General features: G+C 60.5%; 25 protein-coding genes and 1 tRNA gene. 13 read left to right on the forward strand and 13 right to left on the reverse strand.

Features of this window, described 5'->3' with window-relative positions; translation table 11 throughout:
• From HMPREF2537_RS01905 to HMPREF2537_RS01920, 4 genes are all read right to left on the reverse strand, one after another.
• Positions 1 to 971 (reverse strand): ThiF family adenylyltransferase (locus HMPREF2537_RS01905; RefSeq protein ID WP_070525269.1); only part of this gene is annotated, 971 nt, incomplete at its 3' end.
• On the reverse strand, positions 968 to 1,387 hold the full coding sequence (locus tag HMPREF2537_RS01910) for a molybdenum cofactor biosynthesis protein MoaE (protein WP_070525088.1): 420 nt from the start codon (positions 1,385 to 1,387) through the stop codon (positions 968 to 970). The genes HMPREF2537_RS01910 and HMPREF2537_RS01905, both read right to left, overlap by 4 nt.
• Positions 1,377 to 1,847 (reverse strand): MogA/MoaB family molybdenum cofactor biosynthesis protein, encoded by a 471-nt coding sequence (locus HMPREF2537_RS01915; protein ID WP_070525090.1) that lies wholly within the window; start codon positions 1,845 to 1,847, stop codon positions 1,377 to 1,379. The genes HMPREF2537_RS01910 and HMPREF2537_RS01915 overlap by 11 nt, the downstream gene beginning before the upstream one ends.
• Positions 1,844 to 2,995 carry a molybdopterin molybdotransferase MoeA gene (locus HMPREF2537_RS01920; RefSeq protein ID WP_070525092.1) on the reverse strand — a complete coding sequence of 384 codons (1,152 nt, stop codon included), beginning with the start codon at positions 2,993 to 2,995 and terminating at the stop codon, positions 1,844 to 1,846. The genes HMPREF2537_RS01915 and HMPREF2537_RS01920 overlap by 4 nt, the downstream gene beginning before the upstream one ends.
• Before the next feature lie 40 nt (positions 2,996 to 3,035).
• Here HMPREF2537_RS01920 and HMPREF2537_RS01925 point away from each other — a divergent pair, with 40 nt between their 5' ends.
• Positions 3,036 to 3,290 (forward strand): MoaD/ThiS family protein, encoded by a 255-nt coding sequence (locus HMPREF2537_RS01925; RefSeq protein WP_070525094.1) that lies wholly within the window; start codon positions 3,036 to 3,038, stop codon positions 3,288 to 3,290.
• Here HMPREF2537_RS01925 and HMPREF2537_RS01930 read toward each other — a convergent pair.
• The 4 genes from HMPREF2537_RS01930 to HMPREF2537_RS01945 are packed head-to-tail and all read right to left on the reverse strand — an operon-like array spanning position 3,287 to position 7,833.
• A complete protein-coding gene (locus HMPREF2537_RS01930; protein ID WP_070525095.1) occupies positions 3,287 to 3,658 on the reverse strand; it encodes a phage holin family protein in 372 nt (123 codons plus the stop codon). The two genes, HMPREF2537_RS01925 and HMPREF2537_RS01930, sit on opposite strands and share 4 nt — an antisense overlap.
• Before the next feature lie 21 nt (positions 3,659 to 3,679).
• Positions 3,680 to 4,738 (reverse strand): histidinol-phosphate transaminase, encoded by a 1,059-nt coding sequence (gene hisC, locus HMPREF2537_RS01935; RefSeq protein ID WP_070525097.1) that lies wholly within the window; start codon positions 4,736 to 4,738, stop codon positions 3,680 to 3,682.
• A gap of 10 nt (positions 4,739 to 4,748) precedes the next feature.
• Complete coding sequence (locus HMPREF2537_RS01940) at positions 4,749 to 6,422, reverse strand: alpha-keto acid decarboxylase family protein (protein WP_070525099.1); 1,674 nt, start codon at positions 6,420 to 6,422, stop codon at positions 4,749 to 4,751.
• A gap of 13 nt (positions 6,423 to 6,435) precedes the next feature.
• Positions 6,436 to 7,833: an amino acid permease gene (locus HMPREF2537_RS01945; protein ID WP_083298948.1), complete on the reverse strand. Its 1,398-nt coding sequence runs from the start codon at positions 7,831 to 7,833 to the stop codon at positions 6,436 to 6,438.
• Between the two features lie 113 nt (positions 7,834 to 7,946).
• On the opposite strand from HMPREF2537_RS01945, the gene HMPREF2537_RS01950 reads away from it, so the two are divergent.
• From HMPREF2537_RS01950 to HMPREF2537_RS01970, 6 genes are all read left to right on the forward strand, one after another.
• A complete protein-coding gene (locus tag HMPREF2537_RS01950) occupies positions 7,947 to 9,101 on the forward strand; it encodes a PucR family transcriptional regulator (RefSeq protein ID WP_070525101.1) in 1,155 nt (384 codons plus the stop codon).
• A 45-nt stretch (positions 9,102 to 9,146) separates the two neighbouring features.
• A tRNA-Ser gene (locus tag HMPREF2537_RS01955) sits at positions 9,147 to 9,235 on the forward strand.
• Positions 9,236 to 9,353: 118 nt separating this feature from the next.
• Positions 9,354 to 9,719 carry a hypothetical protein gene (locus HMPREF2537_RS01960; RefSeq protein WP_070525103.1) on the forward strand — a complete coding sequence of 122 codons (366 nt, stop codon included), beginning with the start codon at positions 9,354 to 9,356 and terminating at the stop codon, positions 9,717 to 9,719.
• Positions 9,720 to 10,225: 506 nt separating this feature from the next.
• Positions 10,226 to 10,885 carry a hypothetical protein gene (locus HMPREF2537_RS01965; RefSeq protein ID WP_070525105.1) on the forward strand — a complete coding sequence of 220 codons (660 nt, stop codon included), beginning with the start codon at positions 10,226 to 10,228 and terminating at the stop codon, positions 10,883 to 10,885.
• Positions 10,886 to 11,229: 344 nt separating this feature from the next.
• Positions 11,230 to 11,925, forward strand: coding sequence for a chymotrypsin family serine protease (locus HMPREF2537_RS12605; RefSeq protein ID WP_148138122.1), 696 nt, complete (start codon positions 11,230 to 11,232; stop codon positions 11,923 to 11,925).
• A 595-nt stretch (positions 11,926 to 12,520) separates the two neighbouring features.
• A complete protein-coding gene (locus tag HMPREF2537_RS01970; RefSeq protein WP_070525106.1) occupies positions 12,521 to 13,834 on the forward strand; it encodes an ISL3 family transposase in 1,314 nt (437 codons plus the stop codon).
• On the opposite strand, the gene HMPREF2537_RS12370 is transcribed toward HMPREF2537_RS01970, so the two are convergent.
• The 5 genes from HMPREF2537_RS12370 to HMPREF2537_RS01990 form a co-directional block, all read right to left on the reverse strand.
• Positions 13,808 to 14,212: a TA system VapC family ribonuclease toxin gene (locus tag HMPREF2537_RS12370; protein ID WP_083298942.1), complete on the reverse strand. Its 405-nt coding sequence runs from the start codon at positions 14,210 to 14,212 to the stop codon at positions 13,808 to 13,810. The genes HMPREF2537_RS01970 and HMPREF2537_RS12370 overlap by 27 nt on opposite strands.
• A 140-nt stretch (positions 14,213 to 14,352) precedes the next feature.
• Positions 14,353 to 14,715: a DoxX family protein gene (locus HMPREF2537_RS01975; protein ID WP_070525107.1), complete on the reverse strand. Its 363-nt coding sequence runs from the start codon at positions 14,713 to 14,715 to the stop codon at positions 14,353 to 14,355.
• The gene (locus tag HMPREF2537_RS01980; protein ID WP_070525108.1) at positions 14,712 to 15,287 is read right to left on the reverse strand and encodes a TetR/AcrR family transcriptional regulator; all 576 of its coding nucleotides are present in this window, start codon (positions 15,285 to 15,287) and stop codon (positions 14,712 to 14,714) included. The genes HMPREF2537_RS01975 and HMPREF2537_RS01980 overlap by 4 nt, the downstream gene beginning before the upstream one ends.
• A 62-nt stretch (positions 15,288 to 15,349) precedes the next feature.
• Positions 15,350 to 15,739 carry an NUDIX hydrolase gene (locus tag HMPREF2537_RS01985; protein WP_070525110.1) on the reverse strand — a complete coding sequence of 130 codons (390 nt, stop codon included), beginning with the start codon at positions 15,737 to 15,739 and terminating at the stop codon, positions 15,350 to 15,352.
• A gap of 20 nt (positions 15,740 to 15,759) precedes the next feature.
• A complete protein-coding gene (locus HMPREF2537_RS01990; RefSeq protein WP_011272788.1) occupies positions 15,760 to 16,944 on the reverse strand; it encodes an Nramp family divalent metal transporter in 1,185 nt (394 codons plus the stop codon).
• 174 nt (positions 16,945 to 17,118) lie between these two features.
• On the opposite strand from HMPREF2537_RS01990, the gene HMPREF2537_RS01995 reads away from it, so the two are divergent.
• The 6 genes from HMPREF2537_RS01995 to HMPREF2537_RS02020 all read left to right on the forward strand — a co-directional run bounded on the left by HMPREF2537_RS01995 (position 17,119) and on the right by HMPREF2537_RS02020 (position 24,568).
• Complete coding sequence (locus HMPREF2537_RS01995; RefSeq protein WP_070525112.1) at positions 17,119 to 19,659, forward strand: YhgE/Pip domain-containing protein; 2,541 nt, start codon at positions 17,119 to 17,121, stop codon at positions 19,657 to 19,659.
• Positions 19,659 to 21,707, forward strand: coding sequence for a YhgE/Pip domain-containing protein (locus HMPREF2537_RS02000; protein ID WP_070525114.1), 2,049 nt, complete (start codon positions 19,659 to 19,661; stop codon positions 21,705 to 21,707). The genes HMPREF2537_RS01995 and HMPREF2537_RS02000 overlap by 1 nt, the downstream gene beginning before the upstream one ends.
• A gap of 92 nt (positions 21,708 to 21,799) precedes the next feature.
• Positions 21,800 to 23,164 (forward strand): TrkH family potassium uptake protein, encoded by a 1,365-nt coding sequence (locus HMPREF2537_RS02005; protein ID WP_070525116.1) that lies wholly within the window; start codon positions 21,800 to 21,802, stop codon positions 23,162 to 23,164.
• A 1-nt stretch (position 23,165) separates the two neighbouring features.
• Positions 23,166 to 23,849 carry a potassium channel family protein gene (locus HMPREF2537_RS02010; RefSeq protein WP_070525118.1) on the forward strand — a complete coding sequence of 228 codons (684 nt, stop codon included), beginning with the start codon at positions 23,166 to 23,168 and terminating at the stop codon, positions 23,847 to 23,849.
• A gap of 60 nt (positions 23,850 to 23,909) precedes the next feature.
• Complete coding sequence (locus HMPREF2537_RS02015) at positions 23,910 to 24,272, forward strand: YidH family protein (protein ID WP_070525120.1); 363 nt, start codon at positions 23,910 to 23,912, stop codon at positions 24,270 to 24,272.
• On the forward strand, positions 24,269 to 24,568 hold the full coding sequence (locus HMPREF2537_RS02020) for a DUF202 domain-containing protein (protein WP_070525122.1): 300 nt from the start codon (positions 24,269 to 24,271) through the stop codon (positions 24,566 to 24,568). Before HMPREF2537_RS02015 ends, HMPREF2537_RS02020 begins: the two co-directional genes overlap by 4 nt.
• Positions 24,569 to 24,613: the final 45 nt, after the last annotated feature.

Consider the following 24,613-nt stretch of genomic DNA (forward strand, 5'->3'; position numbering starts at 1 on the left):
GCGTCGATGCCGCCGCGCAGCGAGTAGACGTTGCTGAAGCCGCGGGCGCGCAGAGCCTCGGCGGCCTGGGCGGAGCGCAGGCCGCTGGCGCAGTAGAGGACGGCGAGGTCGGCGGGGTCTAGGGGTGGGTTGTGGCCGGCGAGGATGTCATCGAGCGGGAGGTGCTGCGAGCCGGGGATGAGGGAGGCGGCGCGCTCGGGGGAGGTGCGGACGTCGATAAGCGCGGCGTCCTCCGGGATGTCGCGGATGTCGGTGGGGTTGTCGGGGCGCGCCGGGGTGGCGCCGTTCGCGCGCACGGGGATGTACTCCCAGGTCCCGGCGAGGGAATCGTAGTAGCCCAGCGTGCCGATGAGCGGGGTGCCGATGCCCGTGAGGAGCTTGAGCGCCTCGACGGCCAGGGCGGAGCCGGCCACGCCGACGACCGGTCCCATCACGCCGGCCTGCGAGCAGGAGGGCACCTGCGGATCGGTGGGGAAGAGGTCTTCGTAGACCGGGCCGTGGCCGGAGTGGAAGACAGTGAGCTGCGCGTCGTAGCCTAGGAGCGAGGCCCACACGTGCGGAATGCCCAGCTCATGGGCGGCCCAGGAGGCTAGGTGGCGGGAGTAGAAGTTATCGGTTCCGTCGATGATGAGGTCAGCGCCGCACAGTTGCTCCAAGGCGGTATCGGGTGTCAGGCGCGAGAACTGCTCGACGGTGCACTCCGGGTTGAGGGCGTTCAAGGCCGCAGCGGCGGATTCGGTTTTGGGCTGGCCTACGGTTGCTGTGCTGTGGATGACTTGGCGGTGCAGGTTGGAGAGGGAGACGAGGTCGTCGTCGAAAAGCAGGATGCGCCCGACGCCCGCGCCTGCGAGATAGAGCAGGGCAGGCGAGCCCAGGCCGCCGGCGCCAATAACGGCGACGGTGGAAGCGCGAAGCCGTTCTTGTGTGGAGTTGCCCCACAGGGCTTCCTGGCGTGCGTAGCGTGAGCTCATTCCAGGCCTACCCACGTGGTGGTGTCATCGGTGTGGAGCTGTTCCTTCCAGATGGGGACTTCCGCCTTGACGCGGTCGGCGCAGGTCGACGCCGCTTCGAAGGCGTCCTTGCGGTGTGCGGAGGCGGCGGCGACGATGAACGCGGATTCGCCGATTTCTAGTGCTCCAGTGCGGTGCGCGCACCAGAGGCGGACGGCGGGGAAAGCGGCGGCGACTTCGCCAGCGACGCGCTCGATTTCCTGTTGGGCGGTTGGGTGCGCGGTGTAGGTAAGGAGCTTGACGCCGCGGCCGGAGTCGTGGTTGCGCACGATGCCGTCGAATAAAACGACAGCACCCGTTTCCGCAGTGGCGATGTCGGGGGCCGTGATGGGCTCAGCGCTGATGTGCGCGCCGAGAAGGCCGTAGTTAGTGCTCATTGATGCCTTCCAGCTGGTTGATGATGTGGTGAAGAACTGGTTCGAGGACCGCGCAGCCGTCCTTGGCAGCACCCGTGGAGCCGGGCAGGGCCATGGCGAAAGTGGACCCGGTGACTCCGGCAACCGTGCGGGAGAGCGCCGCGGTGGGGATGGCCGCCGAGTGCGCATAGAAGGCGTGGGCCAGGCCGGGCAGTTCGCGCTCCAGGTGTGGGGTGAGCGCTTCGACGGTGCGGTCATCCGGCGTGATGCCGGTGCCGCCGGAGGTGAGGATGACGGAGGGTGCATCGGCGAAGGCAGTGGCCAGGGCGGAGTCGATATAGGCGTCCGCGACGACGAGGGGCTGCGGGGTATCGAAGCCCTGCTCACGCAGGAAATTCACCAGGATGGGGCCGGATCGGTCCTCGTATTCGCCAGCGGCGGCGCGGGTCGAGGCAACGATAACGAGTGCGCGTCGGGTCATGAGAGTGGGAACACCTCCACGAGGTCGCCGGCTGAAAGCTGCGTGTTAGCCGGGATGCGGATGAGGGCGTTGGCGCCGATGGCCTGGGACATCAGGTGGGAGCTAGTACCGCCGAGGAAGGAGGCTTGGGCAGTGCCGTCGGAGATGCTGATAGTTCCACGGCGGAACTGTTCGCGGTTGTTGAGGCCTTCGGCGGGCTCAGTAAGGTGTGCGCGAACCGGCTCCCAGGCATGTCCAAGGACGGGGGCCAAGTAGAGGCGGAAGCTCACCAGCGTGGAGATGGGGTTGCCGGGGAAGCAGACGACGGGCACCTCGCCCAAGCGTGACAAGCCCTGCGGGCCGCCGGGCTGCTGCGCCACGTGGCCGAACCAGCCGTCCTCTTCGAAGATTTGGCGGATGACCTCAAATTTTCCGTGGGAGATGCCGCCGGAAGTAGCGATGACATCGGGGCGGTGGGTGATGACTGCTTCGGCGAGGTCCGCGCGCAGGGCAGAAGGATCGTCATTCGTGCGCACGAAGCCGGCCACCTCTATGCCGTATTGCGCGGCCAAGGCCGCGAGCATCGGTGCGTTGGAATCGGGGATGGTGGCCTCGCCCGCGCCACCGATTTCCGCGCCACCGGTGCAGATGAGGATGCGGGCGGGCGCGAAGGTGAGGACCTCGGTCAGGCCTTGGGAGGCGAGGGCGGCGATGGAGGGGGCGTCGAGAAGCGCGTGCTCGTTGACGAGGGTTGTGCCGGCCGTGACATCGGAGCCCGCGCGGCGGATGAACTGCTCGGGGGCTGCCGGCACAGTGACCGTGGCACCCTCCGATGGGAAGTGCGGGGGCTCGCAGTGCTCGACGGGGACGATGGTGGCAGTGCCCTCAGGGACCTTCGCGCCGGTCATGATGGGGAGGGCGGTGCCTTCATTGAGTGAACCCGGGGGATCTCCCGCCGCAATGGTGCGGCCTACGGTAAAGGTGCCGCCATCACATGTGGAAAGCGCATAGCCGTCCATCTGCGAATTATCGAAAGGTGGAAGGTTGTGTTCCGCGCGGTACGTCGCGGCGGCGCGGCGGCCGAAGGCGTTGGCCAGGGGAGTGGAGACCGCCCGGGGCTGCGGAAGGGCCGCGCGAACGGCGGCGAGGTGTTCCTCATAGGTGCGCATCGGGTTCCTTCCTGTCACAGAGGCTGGCATAGTGGCAACCATGGTTGACATACACTACTTTGCCGCAGCCCGCGCCGCCGCGGGGCGCGCGCAAGACACGGCGCAGGCGGCGACCTTGGGGGAGCTGTTGGACGTGTTGCGTGCTCGGCATACCGGCAGCACCGAGGCCGGCATGAGCTTTGCGGAGGTGTTGGAGCGCTGCACCTTCCTGGTGGATGGCGCGAGCGCTACCGAGGACGCCGTGCTTGGCCGCGCCTCCCGCGTCGACGTTCTCCCGCCCTTTGCTGGGGGTTAGTGTCGAGTTCGCAGCGGACTGGTGAAGAAGTTCACCACGCCGGAAACAATGGCGAGGACAACCGCGCCGATGATGGCGGCACCCCAGCCGTCGATGACGAGTGAGTCCATGAGCGCGCTGACGAGGAGCAGGACCGCGCCGTTGATGACGAGCGCGAAGAGGCCCAGTGTCAGGCAGGTCAGCGGTGCGCCGAGGAAGCGGAGCACCGGGGTGACGACCTCGTTGACGATGATGAAGACCGCCGCGATGAGCAAGAAATTCTGGGTGGTCGCAGGGACGATGTCGATTCCGGGGACAATCGCTACCACGGCCCAGAAGGCCACCGCGACGGCAATGACGTTGAGTGCAAAATTGATAAATGTCTTCACAACTGCACTCTAACGCGGAAACTAGCTCCGTGCAGCGAAGGCGGCGTCCCAGGCCTTGAGCAGCGTCTCGGTCTCCTCCGCCGTGGTGACGGTGACGCGTACGCCCTCGGGGAAGGCGCGGACCAGGACGTCATTCTCCGCGAGTTTTGCGGCGACGTCCTGCGGGGAGCCCAGCTTCGCAATGGAGTCGGCGGCGAACCAGATGTGGTTGGCCTGGGACTCCGGAACGCCAAAGTCCGCGAAGTGCGTGACCAGGCGGTCGCGCTGCTTAACGGTCTCATCGGTGCGCTCACGCAGCTCCTTCTGAGCGGCCAGCGAGGCCGCTGCACCAACCTGCGCCACCGAGTTCACGGAGAAGGGGATGGCCACCTTGCTCAGTGCCTCGATGATCTCGGCGTTGCCGAAGGCATAGCCCAAACGGATGCCGGCCAGGCCATAGGCCTTGGAGAAGGTGCGCAGGCCAATGACGTTGTCGTGGGTGTGGACATAGTCGGTGGCCAGCGGGACGGCATCGTTGCGGTTGTATTCGATGTAGGCCTCATCGAGCGCCACGATGACGTCCTTCGGGACCTTGGCCAAGAAGGCGTCGAACTCCTCCTTGGTGATGATGGAACCGGTGGGGTTATTCGGGTTGCACACGAAGATCAGGCGTGTCTTGTCCGTGATGGCAGCCGCCATGGCCTCCAAGTCCACGCGGTGATCCGCGGTGAGCGGGACCTTGACCGGGGTGGCGCCCACGACCTGCGCGAAGATGGGATAAGCCTCAAAGGAGCGCCAGGGGAAGACAATCTCATCACCGGGCACCGAGGTGATCTGCACCAGCTGCTGGCAAATCGCGGAGGAACCCGCGCCGGTGGTGACCTGCTCAGGGCTAACGCCAAGGTTTTCGGCGAGTGCCTTGCGGATTTCCACCGCACCCATGTCCGGGTAGCGGTTAACGTGCGCGACGGCAGTCTCCATGGCCTTGAGCGCGCCGGGCAGCGGCTCCTGGGTTGCCTCGTTGGAGGAGAGCTTCAAGGCGTGCTCGGCATTCTTGCCGGGGACGTAGGCGGGCAGGGAGGAAAGGTCTGGTCGAATCATGTTCTCCACCTTAGGCGTTGCGGGGGCCGCGGGGCCCGAAGTCGAATTCTGCAGTTTGCGGGCCGAAGGCCTGAAGTCCCTTCGGCGCATCGAAAGCGTCGAGGCGCACCTCGAGGAAGGCACCGCGCTCCGGGTGGGCGGCGATATCCTCCAGGGCCTTGGCCAATTCGCCCTCGGTCGAGGCCACGTAGGACTCCATCGTGGTGTCCTTCATGAACACCTTCGGCAGCGCCGTGTAATCCCACATTTGGATCTCGTTGTACTCGCGCTCCATGCCCAGGATGTAGCGCTCGATGGTGTAGCCATCGTTGTTGACCAGCACGATGATGGGCTTGAGGTCCTGGCGCACGATGGTGGAGAGTTCCTGGGCGGTGAGCTGGAAGGAGCCATCACCGATGAAGAGGACGTGGCGGCGCTCCGGGTTAGCCAGCTGCGATCCGAGGACGCACGGCAGGGTGAAGCCGATGGAACCCCAGATGGTGGAGTTGATGTACTGCACGCCCTCGGGCATGCGCTGCTGGCCCAGACCGATATTGGAGGTGCCAGCCTCGGCGATGACCACGTCATCTTCCTGGATGAAGCCGAGCATCTGCGGCCAGATGCGCTCCTGGGTCAGCGGGGCATCCGGGTTCGGCTCGAAGGGCTCGGGCTCGAAAGCCGCGCTTGTCGATGCCCCGGCTTCCGGGATGCGGTCGAGGAGGACGTCGAGAAGCTCCAGCGTATTGATGCCCACGAAGAACTCGCCGTCGGCGTTGAGGTGCTGGTCGCCGAAGTTATAGACGCGGGCATCGGCCAGGTTGTGGGTGAAGGAACCGGAGTTGACCTCGATGAAGCGCGGGTTCGTGGTGACCAGGAAATCAGATTTTTCAATGCGCTCCTGCACGCCCGGGGCAGAGGCCGCGCCGTTATAGGTGCCGATGAAGAGCGGATGGCGCTCAGACAAGATGGCCTTGCCGGAGGAGAGCTGGGAGTAGGGCAGCTGGGCCTTGTCGATGATGGCGCGGAATTTCTCAGTGAAACCGTGGCGGTTGGTGTCCTGGTCGATGAGGATGATCGGGTCCTTGGCCTTCGCTAGGTGTTCCAGCACGTAGTCCGCAGCGGCGTTCAGGCGTTCCGGATCGGAGGTTGCGAGCTCGGTGGAGAAAGGCTCGTCGGGGACCTCGATGGTCAGGTGAGTGATATCGGAAGGAATCTGGATGTGCACTGGGCGCTTCTCGCGCAGGCAGGTGTGCAGGGCGCGGTCGAATTCCTCGACCACGTTCATGGGGGACACACGCGTGGCCACCTCGGTGAAGGGTGCAAAGGAATCCAGCATGTTGGCAAAGTCGCCGTCGGCAAGCGAGTGGTGCAGGTTCCAGCGGAACTCCGTGGCATACTGCGGCGGCGCGCCCGCCAGCGACACCAGCGGGACGTGCTCGGCGCGGGCACCGGCGATGCCGTTGAGGGCGGAAAGCTCGCCCACGCCATAGGTGGTGAGCAGGCAGCCGACGCCTTTCTGGCGGGCATAGCCGTCGGCGGCATAGGCGGCGTTGAGCTCGTTGCAGGCGCCGACGAAGCGGATGCCCTCGGAAGCCTCAATCTGCTCGAGGAAGCTCAAGTTGAAGTCACCGGGAACGCCGATGATTTCGGTAATGCCGATGGCCTTGAGGCGGTCCAGGATGAAATCACCAATGGTGGTCTGCATGAGAGGGTCCTTTCTACTTGGTTCGTGCGTCGTGGCGCTTCTTGCCCAGCCAGATGAGGGCCAAGGTCACAATCCAACAGGGTAGGACAATGGCGCCGGTGCGGTAGTCGGGCAGCATGAACATCAAAGCGATGACAAGAGCGAAGAAGGCCAAGCACAGGTAGTTAGCGATGGGATAGAGGGGCGCGCGGAAAGCGGCGTCAGGGCAGCGCTTGCGGAAGTTCAGGTGTGCTAGCGCGATGGCGGACCAGGAGATGAGCTCTGCGCCAACGATGATGGCGAGGAGAACAATCAAGATCTTGCCCTCGAAGAGGAAATTAAGCAGCACCGCCGAGCCCATGAGCAGGGAGTTGAAGAGCAAGGCGCGAACCGGCACGCCCTTGGCGCTGACGGAGTTGAAGAAGGGCGGGGCTTGGCCGCCGCGGGAAAGATCCCGCAGCATGCGCGCGCCGGAGAAGGTCATGGTGTTGAACACGGAGACGGCGGCGACGAGCACGATGAGGTTGAGGCCCGTGGCCGCGGCACTAATACCCAGGGTGCTCAGCGCGCGCACGAAGGGCGAGGTAGAGGTATCAAGTTCATTCCACGGGGCGAGCAGAACGATGATGCCGATGCCGCCGACGTAGAAGATGAGGATGCGCCAGATGACGTTGTTGATGGCCTTGGGCAGGCTCTTGGCGGGATCCTGCGCCTCGCCCGCGGCGGTGCCGATGGAGATGATGCCGCCGAAGGAGAAAATCACCGCGACGAGGGAGAAGAGCACACCGGCGGCACCGTTGGGGAAGAAGCCGCCGTGCTCAGTGATATTGCTTAAGCCGAGGGCTGGCTCCGGGGTAAGGCCGAAGACGATGGCCGCGCCGACGACGATCATGAGGATGAGCGCGGCGACCTTGATGAGGGAGAGCCAGAACTCCGCCTCGGCGAAGGCGCCGACGTGCACCAGGTTGATGGCGGTGACGATGACGAGCGCGACGAGGGCGGTGAGCCAGTGCGGGATGCCGGGGAACCAGAAGTCCATGATGGTGCCCGCGGCGGTGAGCTCCACCATGCCGACGACGATGGTGGTAAACCACCAGTTCCAGCCGGTGACAAAACCGGCGATGGGGCCGATGTACTCGCGGGCATAAGCGCTGAAGGAGCCCGCGACGGGGTGCTCCACGGCCATCTCACCGAGCATGCGCATGATGAGGAAGATGATGAAGCCGCCGATGGCGTAAGCGGCGATAACGCCGGGGCCGGCCTCCTGGATGGAGGCGCCGGAGCCCAAGAAGAGGCCCGTGCCGATGCACGAGCCAAAAGCGATCATCTGCAGGTGGCGCGACTTCATGCCGCGCTGCAGGCCGTCGTCTGCACTGGTGTTGTCGCTGGCGACAACGTCCTGTGCCCTGACGGAATTGTTGGTTGTGGTCATGTAGACGCCCTTCATGAACGTATATGTGTGACGTGGGTCATTTAGCTGTAGGAGATTATTGCGCAGCACAGTTTTGTTTGTCACTAGACAAGAAGCGGAAGTACCTTTGACATATGTCAAAAGTACCGCCCCCGCAGCTGACGAGTATCCAAGATATCGTCGACGAATGCGCCCAGATCTTGCAGCGCTCCGTTGAGGTGACCACCCCCGCCATCGCGGTGATTGCGGCTAGTGCGCAAATCGGTGCCATCGATAAGAACAGGGCGGCCTCGATTCTTAATCGCACCCCGCCCCCGGAGCCCATCCCGTGGATGCTCAGCTTCGGCGTCCAGGAGGCTGTGCTGCCCGTGCGCCTGCCCTCCAACCCGCGCTATGACATGCTGCCCCGCGTGGTCATTCCCCTGCGTCACGAGGACAGGCTGGTGGGCTACCTGTGGATTATTGATGAGCCCGCGCTGGGCGACGCCCCCTTGGCCCACCTGGATTCATTGCTTGCGCCCCTTGCCAGGCTTATCGACGCACGCGATGCACCCCTCGCTGCCCGCGCCCAACAGCTCGGTGAGCTGGCCCGCGAGGTGCTCACCGGCGATCAGGCCGCGCTGGCCGGTGCGCGGGAGCGCGATCTCCTGCCCGCCGATGGTGAGCCGACCGTGCATCGCGTGCTGGTGGAAGGCGATCAGCGCGCGGTGGCCGTGGAACTTGCCCGCCCGTTGGTACGCCGGCCTTTCTTGGTCGCGGACTCTCACGATTCCCTCGTGCTTGTCGAATGCCGTCGCGACGACAAGGACACCGAGGCCCTCATGGAGGAGCTGCAGAGTGCCGCGCTTGTCGCCGGCGCTGAGGTAGTGGCGCGCGGCTCGGCGCCGACGGCCCCGCAGGCGCGACTCATGGCGGACGTGGCCAAGCTCTGCGGCCAGGATTCGCTGCGCTGGGAGGAGGCCGGCGCGTGGCGCCTGCTGCGCGGGTGGGAGCTGACCCCGGCAACCGTGGTGGAGATGAGCCCCGATGCCGCCGTGCTTCTCGACGACCCCCGCAATTCCTACTGGCATACCCTGCTGACCTACTTTGAGCATTCCCGCAACGTCTCTGCGACCGCCGCTGCGCTCTACATTCACCGCGCTACACTGCACTACCGCCTAGACCGCGTGCGTGAGATTCTCGGGCCCGGCGTGCTGGATGATGGCTGGCGCTGCGCGGCTCTCTACGTGGCCCTCAAGCTGCATGCGGCGCTTCAGGGAAAGAATAGGGAAGCCCCATTTTGTCCCTAGGGGAAGCGCTCAGGTAGAGTGATGGACGATTCATTGCGAATCGCTGGAGACGTGCCAGAGCGGCCGAATGGGGCTCCCTGCTAAGGAGTTGACTTACTTGCGTAGGTCCGGAGGTTCAAATCCTCTCGTCTCCGCAAACTGCAGAACCCGAGTCATCGTTTCACCGGTGGCTCGGGATTTTATGTTTCAGTCGCTTTGTATGTCAGCCGCCCGTGAGCAGAGAACTTAGAATGAAGGCGCTGAGCTTAATCTATGCTGGCTGGGAGCGTCGTGGAGTTACTAAAAGGGCCAATTTGGGATGTGGAAAGTAACGCGAACACCGATCCCGATGAGAGCTTTGTTCGAATTAGGTTGCATGAAGAAAGCGTTGTAGCTGAATTTACTATTTCCGAGCTGTGTAGCTTCTTTGGAATTAATGGTTTTGATTGCCTGCAACGCCAATTCAAGGCTTGGTATGATTTGAACGCTTTCGCGTGGGATTCAAAAGGTAGAGTCCATTGTGAACAGATCCCTTTCTCCGAATATTTTGTTCTTTCGAAAATTCATGAGTGCTATTCCCCGCAGCCACTTCCCGAAGCAACGAACGGCGTAGTGAGGTGGGGGATGAAAAAGAAGTAATTATCTGGCGAATGTGCTTGATGGAGAAATGAGGGCAGGGTGGTTCCGAAGAATTTTCGGTCTCCTAACTCAGCACTAGAGTCAGGATCAACACACAGGTTGAGAGCGCGAGCATGCCTAAGCAGTTGATCCAGAATTCACTGCCGAGGAAGTGGGCGCGTACATGGGCTGCTGCGGCTGCGCAGAAAAATGCGATGACTCAAAGCATGGCTGCGATTCCTACGCTTGGGAACCAGAATCCGGCGATGACTCCTGTGGCTGCGCGGCACTTGATGACAATGAGCGCCCACCAGTCTTTGGGGCGCTGGTTAACCCGAGTCTCAAAAGACTAGTGTTTGCGGGGAAGGGGAGAGATTATATTCCTTCTTGTGCGCCCTCGCAACAAATCTTGAGGAAGTTTATACGATAGTCTACATTTTTCATCTTTTGCTTCCAATTATCCCTACTGGATGTAACTCTAGGGGGTGTCCGATTTTCAGCCATCTTTTCTAGAAAGGATTATGGACATGTATCGTCTCAAGAAATCTACGCGTTTAGTGGTGCTGGTTGCGGCAGCAACAGTTTTTGCACCAGTCAATGCTAGTGCCGGTACTGAGACTGACCTCGCTGAGTCGACTCAGAATAATGCCTCTCAGTCTTCTGTTTCCTCAGAAGTTGCGGAAAAAGCAGATTCTTATGTTTTCCTTCAGGGAGACCAATTCGCGATTGCTAGAGAGGCAGAAAGCGCGCTTTCGCAAAAGGAACTGCAAGAAATCAAAAATGAAGTAGAGACTCAGAACGAGAGGATCAGCGAGGCCAAGGCTGATAGTAACCTTGAGATGAAGGTGGCGGGAGACTCGATAACTTTCTGGGAAAAAGGGCCGAAGATTTCGAGCGCTGATGATGATGACATTGATCCATACTATCAAGAGGGTCGGAATGGAATTGAATACCATGGGACTTATGTGAGGGTGCTCCTGTCTAAAACGACGATTAACCGGGTGGGTGGCGGTGTCGCAATCGCTGGAGTCTGGATTCCCGAGCCACTTCTTTCCAAAATCCTAGCTACTGGAGGGGTTATTGCTGGTCTTGCGCCCGGTGGTATGTACGCTGACTTTGGCATTCGTTCGATTGTGGCTGGCGCTTTCACACATACCGCATATCCTCAGCGGGTTGGTTTTCAATAAATTATCCTTCCGCTAAACAGAAAAGGGTTTAGGGAAAGGTAATTGGAATTTTTCCATATGGATGTTTCTGCATTGTTCAGATAACAGTCAAAGAGAATCTGCCGCCTGGCAAGAATAGAAATGGTTCTGGAGAGTAAAATATGTGGAAAAAGATATTGGCCACTGTGGGCGTTTTATTGATGATGCTTTCCGTTCATCTTCAGTGGCCGTATGGGGTCACGATTGCTCTAGCAATTTTGGTCATTTTCCTTTTGTTTGTTCCATCTGGGAAGAAGTAAATATCTGAGCAGAGGTGGGCATTTTGGCGTGCCTGCCTCTGTTTTAGATTGATTATTTATTAAGTTATGAAACAAAATTCTATTTCTATAATAGGCAGGCTAGCTCTTTTCTTTCTGGCTAGCGTATCTTTTGGGGCCACGGCTTCATCAATATCTACTGCTCAACAGAAAGATTTCGATCCTCTTTCATATGTTGAAAGTGGAGATGAGGTGCAGGTGGGCCCTCCCCGAGGGGCGGTGACGTGTTCTGTGACTATTATTTCCCAGCAGCGGGCCTTGACTGCCGGTCATTGTGGTGAAAGTGCGGATGAAGTGTATTCGAAAGGTAGGCGTATTGGAAGTATTGGTGAAAACTACTTGTGGAGTAACCAAGGGATAGATGTTTCAGAAATACTTCTTGATCCTCCGGTAGATTACGTTCTTCGGGCTGATAAAATTAGTGATAAAAGTATCGAAATACCTTCAGCTATTTTTGCAAAAACCTTTCTCGGAGGGAGAATTGATGGGGTTGTCAACGACAAGAACTTATATTGTGAGGCATTTTCCATCAATGGGAGAGAGTATCAGGCGCGAACTCTAAAGGCTCAAATGACTTCAAAACCTGGGGATTCAGGCGCCCCTGTCTATAATCCTGCAGGAGAATTGGTGGCCCTCATTGAAGGCGGCAATGGGAAAGGGGATACTACTATCACGCCGCTTTCTTTCCTGGAGGAAAAAATCTCTGAAGACTCTTCTTCTAATGAGTGTAAAGGAAATGGTTAAATTACACAGCCTGTTTGCTAGGAGATTTTCCGCTTTATCTAACGACTAGTTGCAGCTGCTACGCAAAAGAGGAGGCGGAATCTGCTCAACGACTTCCTGCGCTAGCGACGAGTCGGATTTGGACGGTGTTGGTTGTTGCCGAGTGTATTTTGTTAGTCGGCGGACGTAGCGCCATCGGCAGATGCCTCAATACTAGTCCTTGTCCTAACATCGACAAGTTTTAGAGTGCGTTAATTTTGTCGCTTTAGTCGAGGGCTTGTCGGTTTATTGATTGCTTGATTTCGCTGCTTCAACTTATAGAACCCTAGTCATCGTTCACCGGTGGCTCGGGTTCTGCGTTTTGTTGTCAATCTGAAAGCGGGTGCCAGCGCAGCTCTCGGAAGCGGGCAAAACCTTGATCTTGGCTCAGTAGGGTTGCTTCTTCTTCTATTACGGCCGCAGCTATCCAAGCATTAGGGGCTCTTCCGGTTTCGGGGTGCGTAGCGGGGTGAGGTAGAAAACGACGGGTTCAGCGGGTCACCACAACATGTAGGGGTCCCTGGTGTGAAGATGAAAGTTCCTACACAACCATCTAAACCCACCAGGGACCCGTACTGTGAAGCCTACTGGAAACCTCGTTGCTGACACTATCTGCCGTACCGCGGAAATCGGACTTGCTATCACCGGTGCCGCTGATGCCGGAGCGTTGACCATCATTGAGGCCACGCCAGTAGCCGTTATCGGCGTGTGCCCGGACTGCGGACAGCCAGGAAAGCTGCGCGACCACACCACCCGTCGACTCGTTGATCTTCCTGTCGTCGGATTCCCCACCAGGTTGCATGTAACAGTCCCCAGGTTCCTGTGCACAGCCGCCTCATGTAAGAGGAAGATCTTCCAAGAATCTTTAACCTGCGCGGATGACGGTGCCAAGCTCACTTATCGGGTCACCCGCTGGATCTTGCAGCGCCTTGCTATTGACCGGATGAGTGTGTCGGCTACCGCCAAAGCACTCGGTGTGGGCTGGGATCTGGTCAATCAGGTCGCACTGGATGCCTGCCGCCAGCTTGTCTACGGCGACCCCTGTCACCTAGACGGGGTTCGTATCCTTGGAGTCGATGAACATGTATGGAAACACACCCGCAAACCAGGTCAGGCATCAAACCTGGTGACCATACTTGTTGACCTCACCCCGCTGGTGGACGGGCGTGGTCCTGCTCGTTTGTTAGACATGCGACCGGGCAGATCCGCCGACGTGCTCAGCGGGTGGCTTAAAGAGCGTGCCCCCAGCTTCCGGGAGCAGATACAGGTGGTGACCATGGATGGGTTCACCGGTTATGCCACCGCAGTTGAAGAGCAACTACCACAGGCGAATAAAGTCATGGACCCTTTCCATGTGGTGCATCTGGCAGCCGACAAGCTCACCAGTTGCCGACAAAGACTCCAACGTGAGACCACCGGGCGCCGCGGACGCAAAGATGACCCGCTGTACAAGCACCGGCGCACCCTGTTGACCAGGACGAACTATCTCACCGAGCGGCAAAAGCAACGCTTAGAAATGCTGTGGGCCACCGATGACGACTACGTGGCCCTAGAAGTAACGTGGCTGCTCTACCAAGACGTGATCGCAGCGTACGCGCATCCGAAGAAATCGGAAGGCAAAAAGCTCATGGAACGCATCATCCACACCCTGCGTAAAGGACTACCAAAAGGCTTAGAAGAGCTCGCCCAACTGGGACGCACCCTGTGGCGTCGACGCAAAGATGTGCTCGCCTACTTTGATATCGGCGCATCCAACGGTCCCGTTGAGGCAATCAACGGCAGACTCGAACACCTACGCGGCATCGCCCTGGGATTTAAAAACCTCAACCACTACATCTTGCGATGCCTAATCCACTCCGGACAACTACAGGACAAAATCAACGCACTCTAAAACCGGAAGGGCCGCATTAGGGATGTCGCTGGCTTTAAGCTTGTGCAAGCGCACCAATTCAGTGAAGGTTGGCCAGGCCCCTGGGCTGGAGCTTAAAAGGGTGCCGTTTGGGGCTTCTAAAATGGTATTGAGAGCAGTCAGCGCTTGTTGGGCGGTAAGTGGTTTGTGAAATAGCTTGTGGTTCGTCATGACTCGAAGAAAGCCCGTTGCCACAACATCCAGGAGCCCAATTGTTTCGTGCCGATTCAGCGCACCACTTAACCACTGTTGAGTGGGCTTATGTTGTGGTGAAGCGGAGTGGAAGGCATAAACGAGAATGTTGGCATCAGGAATGATTATCGAGCACTGCCCACACGGCTTCTTTGTCGCTGAGATCAACTAGAGCTGGTCCGCCGCAATCGAAGGAGGGGAGGTTTATCGTGGTGCGCATACCTTTAGGGTAGAAAGCATCAAGTCATCAATCAAGAGATGCAATGATGTATCTGCCTTCATGAAGCTGTGAATGGTTGGCTAGTGTCTTAATTCAGTGCGAGCGTCAGGATGAGCACGCCGGTTGAGAGCGCGAGCATTCCCAAACAGTTGATCCAGAATTCACTGCCGAGGAAGTGGGCGCGGACATGGGCTGCTGCGGCTGCGCAGAAATATGCGATGACGCCAACCATGGCTGCGATACCTACGCCGGGGAACCAGAGGCCGGCGATGAGTCCTGTGGCTGCGAGGCATTTGATGACAATGAGTGCCCACCACCAGTCTTTGGGGAGTTTGACGCCGCTGAGGCAGGCTTCGATAAAGGGGACTGGTTTGAGGGAGAGGGCGGCGTCGCCAAGCAGAATGGCTGCTAGCAGTAGGGAGGGCCAGGCCGGGGAGGATTCTAGGATCATTGGGTTACTCCAAATGCGGTGTTGAGGCGTTCGATCGATGAGGCGGCTTGGGATGTGAGGTGCTCGGTGTCGTAGACTCCGGCGGCCCAGCCGATGAGCAAGCCGAGGTAGACGTTGTACAGCAGGTTGGAGTACTCGGCCGCATCGTCGCTGCTGAGTCTGGAGCCGAGACGCAGGGTGATTTCATCGGTCAGGAGCGTTTTGAGCGCGGTGAGCGCTTCGCCTTGGTTGCCTTGTTGGATGAGTGCCGCGCCGAACGCACGAGAGAGTTCTTCGTGGCCGGTGAACATCTGGAGGAATGGCTTGAGGACATCGAGGAGGCTATCGGATTGCCCTCGAATGTCGTCGTGGAGCTCTGAAATGTGTTGGCCAATGGTGCGGATGAGCAGCGTTTGTTTGTCGCCGACTCCCATGACGGTTCCCACGCTGACGCCAGCTTCGGATGCGATGGTCCGGATGCTGGTGGTGGCGTAACCCTGGCTGAGAAAGAGGTCATAGGCGGTGGCTAGGACCTTGCTGACGGTGCCAGCTTTGGCGGCCGAGCGCGATGAGTGAACGTGTTCAGTGAACATGTTCAAAAGGGTAGCTCTTGATGGTTTCGAGGTCAATGACGCCGAAGTGTTGACAGTTGGCGCTAGGCCAGCGTGGGGAAGACGCGGTCGCGCAGCAGGTGTGCAAGCTCGCGGTCGGGTGCAGCTGGGTTGACCCAGGCGGTGTCGCCGATTTCGGCGGCGGCGTGGGGCTCGTCGGTGGTGACGGTGCGGGTGCAGGTGAAGATGGTGCCGACGACGACCTCGCCCGGTTCGTTCGCGGCGGGGGCGTCGAAGGTGCCGAGTTTGTTGAGGCTCTCGGCGTCGAGGGTGAGGCCTACTTCTTCGGCGACTTCGCGTAGGGCGGCGTCGACAAGCGCCTCGCCCGCCTCGGGCTTGCCGCCGGGCAGTTGGTACTTGGTGGAGGACTTCTTGCGCACGGTAAGCACGTGGCCTTGTGGGTTGCGGATGACGACGGCTGCTACTTCAATCATGGCTGCTGATTGTAGGCGGCCTAGAGCAGCGGCAGGAGCACGAGGGCGAGATTGAGTGCGATGACCAGCGCGGCAAGCGTCCAGCCCACGGCCATAGACCAGGGTTTCGCGGCGAACTCACCCATGACGTCCCGGGAGCCGGCATAGCGGAAAAGCGGGATGATGGCGAAGGGGATGCCCAGGGAAAGAAGTGCCTGGCTGACCACCAGTGCCATAGTGGGGTCGACCCCGCAGCCGATGATGACCAGCGCCGGGATGAGCGTGACCAGGCGGCGGACTAGTAGGGGGACCTTGATGTGAAGCAGGCCGTCCATGATTTCGGAGCCGGCGTAGGCGCCCACTGACGTCGAGGCGAGGCCGCTGGCCAGCAGGCCGATGGCGAAGAGAACGCCGGCCAGCGGGCCGAGGTGGCTGGCAATCGCCGTGTGGGCCCCGGAGATGGTCTCTGTGCCGTCCACGCCGTAGAGGGCCGAGCCCGCCAGGACCAGCAGGCCCACGTTGACGAGCCCGGCGATGGACAGCGCCACGGCGATGTCCGCGCGGGTGCCGGCCAGCACGTGGGGGATTTCCAGGTCGGGGTAGCGCTGCTTGGTCAGGGAGGAGTGTAGGTAAATGGCGTGCGGCATGACGGTGGCGCCCAACATGGAGGCGGCCAGCAGGATGCTGTCCTTGCCCTCTAGGCGGGGGATGAGGCCGCCGGCCACGTCGGCGGGGTCGGGCGGGGCGATGGCGAGGCCGGCAAGGAAGCCGATGCAGATGACCAGGAGCAGGCCGATGACAAGCCCCTCGAACCACTGGTTCTTCTTCTGGAAGATGAGGAGAATGATGGAGACCGCGCCGATGATGAGCGCGCCCGCGAACAGGGGGAGGTTGAAGAGGAGTTGCAGGGCAATGGCGCCGCCGATGACTTCGGCGAGGTCGGTGGCCGCGGCGATGAGCTCGGCCTGGGCCCACATGCCTAGGCGCGCGCGGCGGGAGAGACGCTCGCCCATGATTTCCGGCAGGGAGCGGTGGGTGACTAGGCCCAGTTTGGCGGAGTGGTACTGGATGAACATGGCCATGAGGTTGGCCACGACGAGTACCCACACCAGGAGGTAGCCGTAGTGGGAGCCGGCGCTGATGTTGGCGGCTACGTTGCCGGGGTCGACGTAAGCCACTGCAGCAACGAAGGCGGGGCCGGTGAGGCTGATTAAGGTCTTACGCATAGGCATCTCCATACCAAAAGTTCAACTACTTGAAGTCTAGTTTTCATCGCCATATGTTCAAGCCAGGGGTTTGATCCGGCAAACCATGTTAAAGTTTATTTGTTAATTATTTAAATTACTTTATGTATTTCGGCAGGTTAGAGACTCGAAGCTTCAACGGGTACACTGCCTTCAGTGCGCCAAAGTTGGAAGATTTTTATTAGAGATGTAGCCAGGCTTGGCCGCGTCCCCAGGGCGTGGATCATCCTCATCGGGCTTATCATCACCCCCGCGTTGTATTCATGGGTGAACATCGCGGCTTTTCGTGACCCCTACGGCCATACCAACAACATCAAGGTGGCCGTGGTCAACGAGGATAAGGGTGCTAACAACGAGCTGACGGGGAAGATAGATGTCGGCAGCGAGGTCATTGAGAAACTCAAAAAGAATGACCAGCTAGGCTGGCAATTCCTCGAGCGCGACGAAGCCGAGAAAGCCCTTTTAGAGGGAGACGTGTATGCCTCGGTGACGATTCCTGAGGACTTCAGCGAGAACCTCGTGAGCATGCTCGACGGGAAGTTCACGCAGCCGCAACTGGTTTACCGCGTCAACGAGAAGAACAACGCCATCGCCGTGAAGATTACGGATACCGGTGCCAAAGGTCTGGACAAGCAGATCACGGCGGCCTTCAAGGAGCAGGTGGCCACCGTCGCGGCGGAGAACGTCAAGGACACCGGTACTGACTTCGAGCGAAAAGTCACGCGGGCGATGAACAACACCAGCTCCGCGTTCGGGGAGACCGCGCAGGAGATTGACGGTAACCGTGAGAACCTCGCGCGGATCCAGGGAAAGCTTGACGCCGCTGCTGATTCCACGTTGGGCGCCAAGTCCACGGTGGCTGATGTGAGTGCTGCGCTGGGCGACGCCCAAACAGCCCTCGCCGAGGTCTCCTCCCTAGTCGAGCAGGCCCAAGGGGGCATCGGTGACTTCACCGACCAGACCACCGGTGCCTTCGTCAGTGGCGCAAGTGCGGTGGCAGACGGCACCGCACAGGCGCAGGAATCCATTGCGGATGTCACAGCTGGCCTGAACCAGGCCGGTGACCGTTTCGATTACGCCACGCAACGGGCGAACACTGCTATTGACGCGAGTGCGGAATCGATTGCGCAGCTTAAGGCGTTGCGCGATTCCGCAACGCTTTCACCGCAGGTGGCCAAGGAGATCGATGACGCCATCCAGCGCCTCGATGAGGGCAATGAATCCAACCGCCAGCTGGTGGGGAACCTGAATGCGCTGAGCAAGGATACCCAGGCCGCAGCGGACAACGTGCAGGCAAGTGCGGAGGCCATCAACCAGGCGGCGGCAGATACCAAGGCCACCTCGCAAACGCTGCGCGATACCGTGACCACCGCTGTGCCCGAAATCAACCGTGCCATGAGCAATCTGAGCTCCATGGCGAGTGCTTTGAGCTCCACCCTGGAAGCTCAGAAGGGAACCATGCAGGAGGCCAATGGTCTCCTGGACGGCGTGGCCCAGCAGCTGCGCGCCACGAAGGACACCTTGTCCGATTTCGATACCAACCTCCTGGCCCTGCAGGACAGCCTGCGCGCTATGCAGGGCGATGTGGGTTCGCTGCGTGCCGCGATGAACTCCAAAGTCGTTCAAAATGTCACCGGGCTGGACGCGGAAGAAATCGGTAAATTCTTTGCGGAGCCCATCGAGCTGAAGACCGAAACCGTGTACCCGGTGGACAGCTACGGCTCCGCCATGGCGGCGCTGTTTACTAACCTCTCTCTGTGGATTGGTGCCTTCGTCCTCATGGTGATCTTCCGGGTTGAGGTCGATAAGGAGGGCTTCGACCGCATCACGGTGGGCCAGGCCTACTTGGGCCGCTTCCTCCTCATGGCCCTGATGGTCATCATCCAGGCCGTCACGGTGACCGTGGGTGATCTGCTCATCGGCGTGCAGACCGTGAACGCGCCTGCCTTCATTCTGACGGGCGTGCTCGTGGGGCTGGCCTACTTGAGCATTATCTATGGGTTGTCGACGTCTCTGGGTCACCTCGGCCGCGGCCTCTGCGTGGTCTTTGTCATTATCCAGATTCCGGGTGCTTCGGGCCTGTACCCGATTGAGCTGTTGCCCAACTTCTTCCACACCATCTACCCACTACTGCCATTCACGTACGGCATCGATGCCATGCGTGAAACCATCGGTGGGTTCTACGGCAACCACTATTTCAAGAACATGGGCGTGCTCGCCTTCATGTTCATTCTGTTCTTCGTCTTCGGCCTGTTGCTGCGTAAGGCTTTGGCGCACTTCAACGTCATCTTTAACCGCGAGCTGCGGGATACCGAGCTCTTTGACTATGAAAATGTGCAGGTTGTCGGCTCCGGCTACCGCATCGCGGACGTCATCCAGGCGTTGGATAGCCGCAGTGGTCTGAAGAAAGATTTGGACCGCCGCGCGCATGACTGGGGCTACTGGCTCAAGCTGGTGGCCATCGCCGGTGTTATCGGAGTGGTGATCCTCATCGTCGTCTCGGGTCTCTTGCCCGACCAGAAGCCGCTGCTTCTGGCTATTTGGACGGCATGGTGCTTCCTCATCATTATCGCCGCGGTCACCCTGGACTACCTACGCATCAGTCTGAAGCAGTCCGCAGAGCTGGTGACGTTGGATGAGGATGACATCAAACATCCGGCTCGCATCGGGGCCGACTCCACGGAGGGGGATAACTAATGCGTGGAACACTCGATCTTTTCGTCAACGACATGCGCACCGCATGCCGCAACGTGATGAGCACGGTGATGCTCGTGGGCCTCGTCGTTATCCCGATGCTGTTCACCTGGTTTAACGTTCTGGCCAGCTGGGATCCCTTCGATAACACCAGCCAGCTCAAGGTGGCGGTGGCTAGCAAGGACACCGGCTATAAAAGCGATCTGTTGCCGGTGCCCATCAACGTCGGCGACCAGGTGCTCAATGAGCTACGTGCAAACGAGCAGCTGGATTGGGTTGTGACGACTTCCGATGAGGCGATTGAAGGTACCAAGTCCGGTGAGTATTACGCAGCCATCGTGCTGCCGGAAGATTTCAGTACCGACATGATGAACTTCTACACGGATGGATCCAAGCCCGCCGACTTGTCCTTCTATACGAATGAGAAGAAGAATGCGCTGGCGCCGAAGATCACTGGTCAAGGCGCAGAGGGCGTGTCGGCTCAAGTGGCTGAAGCTTTCACCACGACGGTCGGTGACGTCTCCTTCGATCTGGTCACCTCACTCTCCGATTTCTTGAGCCAGGGTGATACCAAGGCTGTGTTGGACCGGATGCAGGCGCGCGCGGATGGCGTGCAGACCCAGCTCGATATGGCCGCCCGTACCGCGCGCTCCCTGGCTGGACTCGTGGATACCGCGGTTCCGCTCATGGAAAGCGCCCAGCGCATTGCGGACTCGGCGGACCTGCAGCTTCCGGAGATTCAGTCTTCCTCACTGAACGTGTCCACGGATGCGCTGCAGCAATCGCTCGATGCCACCAGCGCTAGTTATGACGTGGTGCGCCAACGCATTGATGCGCTTTACGACGACGCCTCCGCCTCCCGCGCCGACCGCGTCGCCACGCTCAACACTTTGGCCGGCCAGGTGGAAGGCACCATTGCGCAATACCAGAACCTGCATGGCCACATTGAGGCCCTGCCAATTCCTGCCGGGGATAAAGAGAAGGCGCTCAGCCGTATCGAGGAGGCCATCGACGCTCAGCGCACTCTCCACGCGCGCCTCACGGCGGCCGCGAACGCTCCCGAACCCACGAAGCCGGATCTCTCCAGCCTCGATGATGCCAAGAAGGCAGTGGAGGGAATCTCCACCTCCGGTCTGCGTGAATCCCTGCGCGCGCTGCAGGATTCCCTGGGCCAGGTGAGCGCGGATCTGGATACCGCGAAGACTCCCGTCACCATTGATTCCTCTTCCCTGACGGATGCTCGGGATGCGGTACAGAAGCTCGCCTCTGGCCTGCAGGATAAGGCCAACAAGTTCGGCGACCTGCGGAAGGATATCGACTCCGCTGCGGCATCTGGTGACCTGAAGAAGTTGGCGGACCTCATTGGTTCCGATCCGGATGCCTTGGCGCGTGCGATTGCGGCGCCGGTGGACGTCGACAGGCAAGCGGTCTACCCGGTTAAGAGCTTCGGCGCCGGCATGACGCCGATGTACACGGCGCTGGCGCTGTGGGTGGGTGCGCTGCTGACTGCGGTGAGCGTGCGCACGGATGTGGTGGATAAGGATACATATTCGCCGATGCAGCGCTTCTTCGGCCGCTTCGGAATGTTTGCCGCGGTTGGCCTCGTGCAGTCGACGATGCTGATTCTGGGCCTCATCTTCTTCGTGGGCATTGAGCCCGCGCACCCGATTCTCATGCTGTTGGCGGGCTGGGTTAGCTCGCTCATCTTTATGCTGATTTGCTACACGTTCGTGGTCTCCTTCGCCAACGCGGGCAAAGCCTTGGCGGTGCTCATGCTGGTGGTCCAAGTATCGTCGTCGGGCGGTGCCTACCCCTTGCAGGTGCTCCCGGACTGGTTCCAGAACATTAGCCCCTGGTTGCCAGCGACCTACACCATCCGTGCACTCCGCGCGGCCATCGCCGGAACCTACCACGGTGATTTCTGGCTCTCCCTGTTCGCTCTCTTGCTCTTTGCCGTACCGATGCTCATTCTGGGCGTGGTCTTCCACAAACCGCTGGAGAAATTCACCAACGGCTGGGTGGAGACCTTGGAGAAGACCAAGCTGATGTAGCGCTCCGCCGATGCTATTTACATAAAACTGTGGAGATATTCACAGGTTTGTGGGGTCCCGTGAAACGGCGCCCAGCGGTAGGCTGAACCGCTGTGAAACGCGGTCACTTCCTGGGCCCAGCTCGGCTCACCGCCGTGGGCTTTATCCTGCTCATCCTCGTGGGAACGCTGCTGCTGATGCTGCCGATTTCCGCCAATGTGCCGCAGTGGACTCCGTTCCTGCCGGCACTCTTTACGGCAACCTCGGCGGTCTCCTTGACGGGTCTCGTCGTGGAGGACACCGGTACCTATTGGACGTCCTTCGGCCAAGCGGTCATCATCGCGCTCATCCAGCTGGGCGGCCTCGGCATTATGAGCCTGGCATCGCTATCAGGCATGCTTCTGACCGGTCGCATCAGTTTCAAAGCCCGCCGGACCATGGCGGCGGAAGGTCGTGCTGTGGCTTCCGGCGGCATTCGGCATGCCCTGCTGCTCACCCTGATGATGACTCTGATCTGCGAGGCCACAGTTGCCGTGTTCATCGGTGTGCGCCTAGCCACCGAACACGGCGTGGCACCAGGGCGCGCGGTGTGGGAAGGTATCTTCCACGCTATTTCAGCCTTCAACAACGCCGGGTTCAGTACCTATTCAGACAGCGTCATTTCCTTCGCCGCCGATGGCTGGATTTTGATTCCTCTCGCCTTCGCCCTGATTGTCGGTGGTCTGGGCTATCCCTTGCTGGCGGAGTTCGTGCGACGGGCCCGCGCACGGCTAACGCGCTGGCGCGGCGGCACGCCCCGCATTCACCGCATGTCCATGACCGCCCGGATGACGTTGGGCGCCACCGCGTTCTTGCTGCTGGGTGGCACCGTGATCTTCTTCCTCTCTGAGGGCTCCGGTGTGCTGAACGGGATGCCGTTGGGCCAGAAGCTCATCAACGCCTTCTTCATGAGCGCTTCGCCCCGGACGGCAGGTTTTAACGCCATCGACTACGGGGAAGCGCACCCGTTGACGCTGATGGTTACGGACATCCTGATGTTCATCGGCGGCGGCTCCGCCGGTACGGCGGGTGGCATCAAGGTGACGACCGCATGCGTTCTGGGCGCGGCGATGATTTCTGAATTCTTGGGCCGGGAGGACACTTCCATCGGGCACCGGCGCCTGCCGCTGTCTACCTTCCGCCAAGCCCTCGCGCTGACGGCCGCCGGAATGATCGTCGTTGCCGTAGGCGTGGCGACGCTGCGCATCTGGGACCCCGAGTTCACCGCGGACCAGGTCACCTTTGAGGTCATGTCCGCTTTCGCCACCGTGGGTTTGTCCACGGGTATTACTGCAAGTTTGTCCGCACCATCGCAGCTCATGCTGTGTCTCATCATGTACGTTGGCCGCGTAGGCCCCACCACTTTCGTGGCGGCACTGGCCGCCCGGACCATCAGCCTGCGCTACCGCTACCCAGAAGAAAGGCCGTTCATTGGCTAACATGTTCAGCGCCCTGCGGCGCGAGAAGACGTCCATCAATATTCCACCGGTCGTCGTTATTGGTATGGGGCGGTTCGGTTCTTCCCTGGCCCGCGAGCTGATGGAGCACGGCGTGGAGGTTCTTGGCATCGACGCCGAGGAGAAGCACGTGCGCGAACACGCCGCGTACCTCACCGAGGCGGTGACCGCCGATACTACCGACGCCGAGGCCCTTCGCCAGCTCGGCGTCGATGAGGTAGAGCGCGTGGTCGTGGCCATCGGTTCGGATCTGGAGGATTCCATCCTTACCGCCTCCAACCTCGTGGAGCTCGGGGTGAGCGATATCTGGGCCAAGGCCGATTCAGATGCTCATGCCCGCATCCTGCGCCAACTCGGAGTGCATCACGTGATCCGACCGGAGCGCGATACGGGCCGCCGCGTGGCGCACCTGTTGGGCGGACGCTTCGAGGACTTTGCGGAGATCGCCACCGACTATGGTGTGACGGCGATGACCCCGCCGGCGTCGATTAGCAAGCGCCCGCTCAACCTCCACCAGGTGTGGAAGGAGCACAACGTTCAGCTCATTTCTCGCTGTGAGGGCCCGGGCCAATGGCGCCCGCTTGTCGACGGCACCGAGCTCACCCACCGCGACCTCATCGTCGTCGCTGGTAGCCCTGCGGATCTGGAGGCCTTCTCGCAGTCCTAGTCGGCGCGCTCTGGGCGCCTCACACTGTGGAGCGAGGAGCGGGGCGCTACAGTAGCGCCTATGACGAAGGCACGTTTCCCGGGCTCGGTGTATGGAACAGGGGAGGAACCCGACCCGCGCTTCAGCATGGCTAATGAGCGCACCTTTTTGGCGTGGATCCGCACGTCATTGGCCTTTATCGCGGGTGGCGTGGCTCTGGAGACCTTCGAGTTGCCGCTGAACACCACGCTGACTCGCGTCGTCTCCGTCATCATGCTGATCGTGGCCATCATCCTGCCGGCGGTGGCGTGGTTTCACTGGGGTGCCTCTGAGCGCGCGATGCGCCATGGGCGTCCGCTCCCGGCTAGCCCGGCGTTGGCGCTGATTGTCGGCGTGGTGATCCTTATTGGCCTGATGATTCTGGTGGGCGAGCTGCTAGCGTGAGCGAACTTTTTGATCCCGGCCTCCAACCCGAGCGCACCCGCTTAGCCTGGCAGCGCACGGGGCTTGCAGGCCTCATCGCGGGGCTGCTCGTCGTGCGCTCCATTGCGCCATGGGCCGCGCTGATTGTTGGGGTAGTGGTGGCGGTGGTGCTGTGGTTGGCCACCACCAAGCTCCGCGACGCTGACGAGATCCTGGCCCGGGCTGCGTCGCCCGCCCTGCCCGGTGCCCCGGCGCTTGCCGCCGTTGCGCTGGGGACGATGCTTCTTGGGGTGGTTGCTTTCTTCGCGCTGTGGTAGCACCAAAACCCAAACCCCCAGACCTCGATCCCGAAACTCCCTGGT

It is taken from the genome of Corynebacterium sp. HMSC074E01 (assembly GCF_001808885.1).
Lineage (GTDB): Bacteria > Actinomycetota > Actinomycetes > Mycobacteriales > Mycobacteriaceae > Corynebacterium.